The organism is Azospirillum brasilense, from assembly GCF_007827815.1.
In the GTDB taxonomy this organism is placed as follows: Bacteria; Pseudomonadota; Alphaproteobacteria; order Azospirillales; family Azospirillaceae; genus Azospirillum; species Azospirillum brasilense_C.
In genome coordinates this window covers 163,734-170,621 of sequence record NZ_VITH01000014.1, presented here as the reverse complement: position 1 = coordinate 170,621, position 6,888 = coordinate 163,734, and the positions used below count along the sequence as shown (strand labels likewise).

Annotated in this window: 4 protein-coding genes; 3 read left to right on the top strand and 1 reads right to left on the bottom strand. The window is 72.3% G+C overall.

Annotated elements, in window-relative coordinates; translation table 11 throughout:
• Positions 1 to 210: 210 nt before the first annotated feature.
• Positions 211 to 1,239 carry a LacI family DNA-binding transcriptional regulator gene (locus tag FBZ83_RS25030; RefSeq protein ID WP_145689409.1) on the bottom strand — a complete coding sequence of 343 codons (1,029 nt, stop codon included), beginning with the start codon at positions 1,237 to 1,239 and terminating at the stop codon, positions 211 to 213.
• A gap of 221 nt (positions 1,240 to 1,460) precedes the next feature.
• Between FBZ83_RS25030 and ptsP the strand changes: the two genes are divergently transcribed.
• The 3 genes from ptsP to FBZ83_RS25015 are packed head-to-tail and all read left to right on the top strand — an operon-like array spanning position 1,461 to position 6,729.
• Positions 1,461 to 4,001 (top strand): phosphoenolpyruvate--protein phosphotransferase, encoded by a 2,541-nt coding sequence (gene ptsP, locus FBZ83_RS25025; RefSeq protein WP_145689408.1) that lies wholly within the window; start codon positions 1,461 to 1,463, stop codon positions 3,999 to 4,001.
• Positions 3,998 to 4,960 (top strand): 1-phosphofructokinase, encoded by a 963-nt coding sequence (pfkB, locus tag FBZ83_RS25020; protein WP_145689407.1) that lies wholly within the window; start codon positions 3,998 to 4,000, stop codon positions 4,958 to 4,960. The genes ptsP and pfkB overlap by 4 nt, the downstream gene beginning before the upstream one ends.
• Positions 4,961 to 4,995: 35 nt before the next feature.
• A complete protein-coding gene (locus FBZ83_RS25015; protein ID WP_145689406.1) occupies positions 4,996 to 6,729 on the top strand; it encodes a fructose-specific PTS transporter subunit EIIC in 1,734 nt (577 codons plus the stop codon).
• The last annotated feature ends 159 nt before the right edge of the window (positions 6,730 to 6,888 follow it).

Here is a 6,888-nt window from a genome sequence, read left to right as displayed (position 1 = left end):
CATAATCACGCCCGAAATCCGCCTCAACGGCGGCTCTGGGCATCTCGGAGCGCGAAAAGGCGCTCCATTCTGGCAAAAACGGGCGTCGGAAACGCCATTTCCAAGCCTCAGCGGAGGCAAAAAGCCGGAATATGTTCGTTTTTCCGCGTCCTGTTAAGCCCTCCCCTGCGCAGCGGGGGAGGGTTTGGGTGGGGGCTCCGCCGCAACCACTCACCCCACCCCACCCGTCGATCCCCGCGCCACGCAGGTCCCCGACAGCACCACCTTGCGCGTCGCCCGCTCCGGGTCGTCGAGCCGCTCGAACAGCAGAGTCATCGCCGCCCGCCCGATCTCGTGGACCGGCTGTTCGATCACCGTCAGGCCGGGGCCGACCAGCTCCGTCCAGGGCTCGTTGTCGAAGCCGGCCACCGCCAGATCGCCGGGAATCGTCAGCCCCAGCGTCCGCGTCGCCTTCACCACCCCCATCAGCAGCAGGCTGTTGCTGACCATCACCGCGTCCGGCATGGCGCCGGAGCGCCGCGCCTCCGCCAGCCAGCGGGCGATCTCCGCCTCCGCCGCCTCGGCGGTCGGCGGGACGAAGCGCGCCTCCGCGTGCAGCCCGTGGGCGGCCAGCGCCGCCTGATAGCCGGCGTGGCGCTCCACCGCCGTGGTGCTGGTGTTGCCGAACAGGCCGGCGATGCGGCGGTAGCCCTGACCGTGCAGGTGGTCGACCAGCAGGGCGGCGGCCTGCGGGTTGTCCAGCACCACCGAATCGAACCGCCCGGCCGGCGCGCTGCGGTCGATCAGCACCACCGGAAAATCGAGGTCGGCCCGGTCGAGCTGGGCAAGAGTCGCGCGGGTCGGCGCGAAGATCAGGCCGGTCACCCGCTCCTCCTGCATCAGCCGCAGGTACATGGCCTCCCGCTCCGGGTTCTCGTCGGTGTTGCACAGGATCACCCGCATGCCGGCCTGGAAGGCGGCGTCCTCCACCGCGCGGCTGACCGCGGTGAAGAAGGGGTTTCGGATGTCCGAGACGATCAGCCCAACGGTCTGGGAATGCTGCGAGCGCAGCCGCCGCGCCGACAGGTTCGGGCGGTAGCCGGTGGCCCGCACCGCGTCCTCCACCCGCGCGCGCAGCGCGTCGCTGACCGGGCCGTTGCTCAGCACCCGCGACACCGTGGCGACCGAGACCCCGGCCTCGCGGGCGACATCCTTGATACCGACGGCCTTGATGCTGGTGGCTTTGACGCTGTCGCTCATGATGATGCGGTCACCGATCCGTCGTGAAACTGTTTTTGAAATCGTTTCCATTCTTTAGGGCCATAGGCCCGTCCTACACGGCACAGTCTGCCCGAAGGAGTAGGCTGATTCAATGCAAACTCCGTTGACACGGGCTGATGTAATCGTTTTCAATAACAGCGCTGCAAGGACGACACCCAAGACCGCCCGGCGCCACACCGAACGGAGGAGACGGACCCGCCATGGCCCCCGACGCCAACACCGCCATCATGCCCGCCGATCTGCTGCGGCCCGATCTGCTGCGGCTGAACGCCAGTCCCGCCGGCAAGGAGGAGGCGATCCGCGAGGCCGCCCAGCTCCTGATCGCCGCCGGCTGCATCGATCCGGCCTACGCCGCCAGCATGCTGCGCCGGGAAGCGGTGGCGAATACCTTCCTCGGCCATGGCGTCGCCATCCCCCACGGCATGGTCGAGGACCGCGGCATGGTCCGCCGCAGCGGCATCGCCGTCCTCCAGGTGCCGGGCGGCATCGAATGGAATCCCGGCCAGACGGCCCATCTGGTGGTCGCCATCGCAGCCCAGTCCGACGCCCACATCGCCGTGCTGCGCCGCCTGACCCGGCTGATGCAGGACGAGGCGCGGCTGGCCGCCCTGTTCACCGTCACCGACCCCGCCACCCTCGCCGCCGCCCTCGGCGAGGACGCGCCCGTTGCCGCCCCGGCCACGCCGGGCGGCGATCTGGCGGAGCGGTTCGACTGGGTGGTCGATTACCCGACCGGCCTGCACGCCCGCCCGGCCACCGCCTGGGTGGAGGCGGCGCGCGCCTCGGCTGCCCGCATCCAGGTCCGCCACGGCGATCTGGTGGCCGACGCCAAGGCGCTGGTGGCGCTGCTCCAGCTCGGCCTGCGGGCCGGCGACAGCGTGGTCGTCTCGGCGGAGGGCGAGGACGCCGTGGCGGCGCTGGCCCGTATGAAGGCGACCATCACCCGGCTGACCGCACGGGAGAAGGCGGATGCCGCCGCCGCGGCGCAGAAGTCCCGCGCCCCCGTGCGCGGCTGGACGCCGCCGAACCCGCTGCCCGCCGTTCCGGGAATCGCCGCCAGCCCCGGCCTCGCCATCGGCCCGGTGCATGTGCTGCCGCGCGCCGCGGTGTCCGTGCCCGACGAGCCGGTCCCGCTGATCGAGGGCGGCGACCGCCTGCACGAAGCGCTGAGCCTGACCCGCCAAAATCTGAAGGCGCTGGCCGACGACACCGCCCGGCGCCTCGGGCCTTCCGAAGCGGCGATCTTCACCGCCCAGGCGGAAATCCTGAACGACACCGACCTCGTGACGCTGGCCTGCCAGCTCATGGTCGAGGGGCACGGCGTCGCCTGGTCCTGGCATCAGGCGGTGGAACGCACCGCCGCCGGGCTGGCCGCGCTCGACAACCCCGTGCTGGCCGGGCGCGCCGCCGACCTGCGCGACGTCGGCCAGCGCGTGCTGGCGCGGATCGACCCGGCGCTGCGCACCGGCGGCGCGCCGGACCTGCCGGACAGCCCCTGCATCCTGATCGCCGAGGACCTGTCGCCCTCCGACACGGCGGCGCTGGACATGGCGCGGGTGATCGGGCTGGCGACGGCGCAGGGCGGCCCGACCTCCCACACCGCCATCCTGGCGCGCACGCTGGGGCTGCCGGCGATGGTGGCGAGCGGCGCGGCGCTGATGGAGCTGGCGAACGGCACCCCGGTCATCCTCGACGGCCAGACCGGGCGCCTGCACCTATCCCCCGCCGAGGCCGACACCGCCGACGCCCGCGCCTGGATCGCGCGGGAGGAGGCCCGCAAGGCCGAGGAGGAGGCCCGGCGCGGCCTGCCCGCCCGCACCCGCGACGGCCACGAGGTGGAGATCGGCGCCAACGTCAACCGGCCCGATCAGGTGGCGGTCGCTCTGGCGCAAGGCGCGGAGAGCGTCGGGCTGATGCGCACCGAGTTCCTGTTCCTGGAGCGCGGCGACGCCCCGAGCGAGGACGAGCAGTACGAGACCTACCGCGGCATGCTGACCGCCCTGGAGGGCCGTCCGCTGATCGTCCGTGCGCTGGACATCGGCGGCGACAAGCAGGTGCCGCACCTTCAGCTTCCCCACGAGGAGAACCCCTTCCTCGGCGTGCGCGGCGCCCGCCTGCTGCTGCGCAGGCCCGAGCTTCTGGAGACCCAGCTCCGCGCCCTCTACCGCGCTGCCAAGGATGGTGGGGCCAAGGACGGCGGCGCCCTGTCGATCATGTTCCCGATGATCACGGCGCTGGGCGAGGTCCAGGCCCTGCGCGCCGCCTGCGAGCGCATCCGGGGGGAGCTGGACGCACCGGCCGTGCCGCTGGGCATCATGGTCGAGGTTCCGGCGGCGGCCATCCAGGCCGACGTCCTGGCCCGCCATGTCGATTTCTTCTCCATCGGCACCAACGACCTGACCCAATACGCGCTGGCCATCGACCGCCAGCACCCCGAACTGGCGGCGGAGGCCGACAGCCTGCACCCCGCCGTCCTGCGGCTGATCCGTATGACGGTGGAGGGGGCGGAGCGGCACGGCCGCTGGGTCGGCGTCTGCGGCGGCATCGCCGGCGACCCGTTCGGCGCCGCCCTGCTGACCGGGCTCGGCGTGCGCGAGCTGTCGATGACGCCGCGCGACATCCCCGCGGTGAAGGACCGGCTGCGCGGCAGCGACCTGTCCGCCCTGAAGGACGCCGCGCAACGGGCGCTGGAGTGCGAGACCGCCGACGCGGTGCGCGCGCTCGACGGGGGTGCTGCATGAGCACGCCCGAAGAGGACATCCGGCCCGTCGTCACCGTCACGCTGAACCCGGCCATCGACCAGACCATCACGGTCGAGGCGCTGCGCCCCGGCCATGTGCACCGGGCCAGCGCCGTGCGGCGCAACGCCGGCGGCAAGGGCGTGAACGTGGCGAGCTGCCTCGCCGACTGGGGCACGCCGGTGGTCGCCACCGGCCTGCTGGGCAGCGGCAACGCCGCGGCCTTCGAGGCGCTGTTCGCCGCCAAGGGCATCGCCGACCGCTTCGTCCGGCTGCCCGGCGAGACGCGCGTCAACGTGAAGATCGCCGACCTCGCAGCCGCCGACACCACCGACCTCAACCTGCCCGGCCTGACCGCCGACACCGACGCGCTCGACCGCGTCCGCCGCACCCTGCGCGAGCTGGTGCTGCCGGGCACGCCGGTCCTGCTGGCGGGAAGCCTGCCGGACGGGCTGCCGGCGGACAGCTACGCGACGCTGACGGCGGACCTGCGCGCCCAGGGCGCCCGCGTCGTGCTGGACAGCAGCGGCCCGCCGCTGGCGGCGGCGCTGGCCGCCCCGGACCTGCCCTTCTGCATCAAGCCGAACCGGCACGAGCTGGAAGCCTGGGCCGGCGCCCCCCTGCCCGCCCCCGCCGACCTGCTGGAGGCGGCGCGCGGCCTGCACCGCAGCGGCGTGGCGGTCGTGGTGGTCTCGCTGGGGGCGGACGGTGCGCTGTTCGTGGCCGACGGTCCGGCTCTGCACGCCCGGTTGCCGGCGGTCAACGCGCTGAGCACGGTGGGGGCCGGCGACGCCATGGTGGCGGGGCTGATCGCCGCCTTCGGCGCGGACGCGCCGCTGGACGGCGTCGCCCGCCTGTCGGTGGCCTTCGCCACGGCGAAGCTCGGCTGCTTCGGACCCAACCTGCCGGGGGCGGACGCGGTCCGCGCGCTGGCCGGACAGGTCGAACTCTCAACGCTTTAATGAACGGGGAGCGGGTGACCGCTCGGGAGGAAACCATGGCGAACATGCTGGCCGTGATCGCGGCGGGCGATCTCAGCACCCAGGCCGTCCTGGCCGCCGAAGCGCTGCGCAAGGCCGCGGCGGCGCTCGGCCACACCATCCAGGTGGAGGTGCGCTCCAGCCTCGGCGTGCGCAACACGCTGCCCGCCGGGGCGGCGCAGGGCGCGCAAGGGGTCATTCTCGTCGGCTCCGGCGATCTGGGCGAGGAGCGCTTCGCCGGGCTGAAGCGCAGCGCCGCGGCGCTCGACGCCGTGCTGCGCGACGCGCGGGCCGTGCTGGAGCAGGCCTTGGCGACCGCCCCGGCCCAAGCGCCGGCGCGAACGGGGACGAAGAAGATCGTCGCCATCACCTCCTGCCCCACCGGCATCGCCCACACCTTCATGGCGGCGGAGGGGATCCAGCAGGCCGCCCAGGCGCTGGGCCACGCCGTGCGGGTGGAAACCCAGGGCTCGGTCGGCGCCCGCGACACGCTGACCGAGCAGGAAATCCGCGAGGCCGACGTCGTGCTGATCGCCGCCGACACGCAGGTCGACCTCGCCCGCTTCGCCGGCAAGCGCGTCTTCAAGAGCGGCACCAAGCCCGCCATCAACGACGGCCGCGCCCTGGTCGAACGCGCCCTGGCCGAGGCGCAGCCCCACGGCGCCGCCCCGGCACCGGCCGACGGCGTGGCGGTAGGCAAGGCGGAGCGGGCGGCGGCGCAGCGCAGCGGCCCCTACAAGCATCTGATGACCGGCGTGTCCTTCATGCTGCCCTTCGTGGTGACCGGCGGCCTGCTGATCGCCATCGCCTTCGCGCTCGGCGGCATCTATGTGTTCGAGGACAGCCAGCAGGGCACGCTGGGCAACGCGCTGTTCCAGATCGGGGCCAAGGGCGCCTTCGCGCTGATGGTCCCGGCGCTGGCCGGCTACATCGCCTTCTCCATCGCCGACCGTCCGGGCATCACGCCGGGCATGGTCGGCGGCATCCTCGCCGCCAACCTCGGCGCCGGCTTCCTCGGCGGCATCGTTGCGGGCTTCATCGCCGGCTACGCCACCAGCTTCCTCAACCGCAACATCCGGCTGCACAAGAATCTGGAGGGGTTGAAGCCGGTGCTGATCCTGCCGTTGCTCGGCTCGCTGATCACCGGCCTCGCCATGATCTACGTGGTCGGCGCCCCGGTGGCCGAGGCCCTGGCGGTGCTGAGCGCCTGGCTCAAGGGAATGCAGGGCAGCAGCGCCATCCTGCTCGGCCTGCTGATCGGCGCGATGATGGCCTTCGACATGGGCGGGCCGGTCAACAAGGCAGCCTACGCCTTCTCCACTGGCCTGATCGCGTCCCAGGTCTACACGCCGATGGCCGCCGCCATGGCCGCCGGCATGGTGCCGCCGCTCGGCATCGCGCTCGCCACCAAGCTGTTCGCCAACCGCTTCACCCGGGAGGAACGGGAGGCCGGCAACGCCGCGGGCATCCTGGGCATCGCCTTCATCACCGAGGGCGCCATCCCCTTCGCCGCCCGCGACCCGCTGCGCGTCATCCCGGCGCTGGTGCTCGGCGCGGCGCTGACCGGCGCCATCTCCATGGGCATCGGGGCGGAGCTGAAGGTTCCGCACGGCGGAATCTTCGTCCTGCCCATCCCCAACGCCGTAACCCATCTGGCTGGCTACGTCGTGGCGCTGGTCGCCGGGACGGTCACCACCGCGGTCGCATTGCGGTTCCTGAAGCGTCCGGTCAGTAGCGTGGTGACCGCGTAACAGCGCTGCGAAAGCGTCGATGAGATGAAAACGTTTACATAACCCCTGGACAGAACGCCTCGTCAGCCCTATCTTTCTATTGCTGCCTCGGCAGCACGCTCTATAGGGCGTTTCCTCCCTAGACTCAGGCCACGTGCGGTTCCCGTGCGTGGCTTTTTT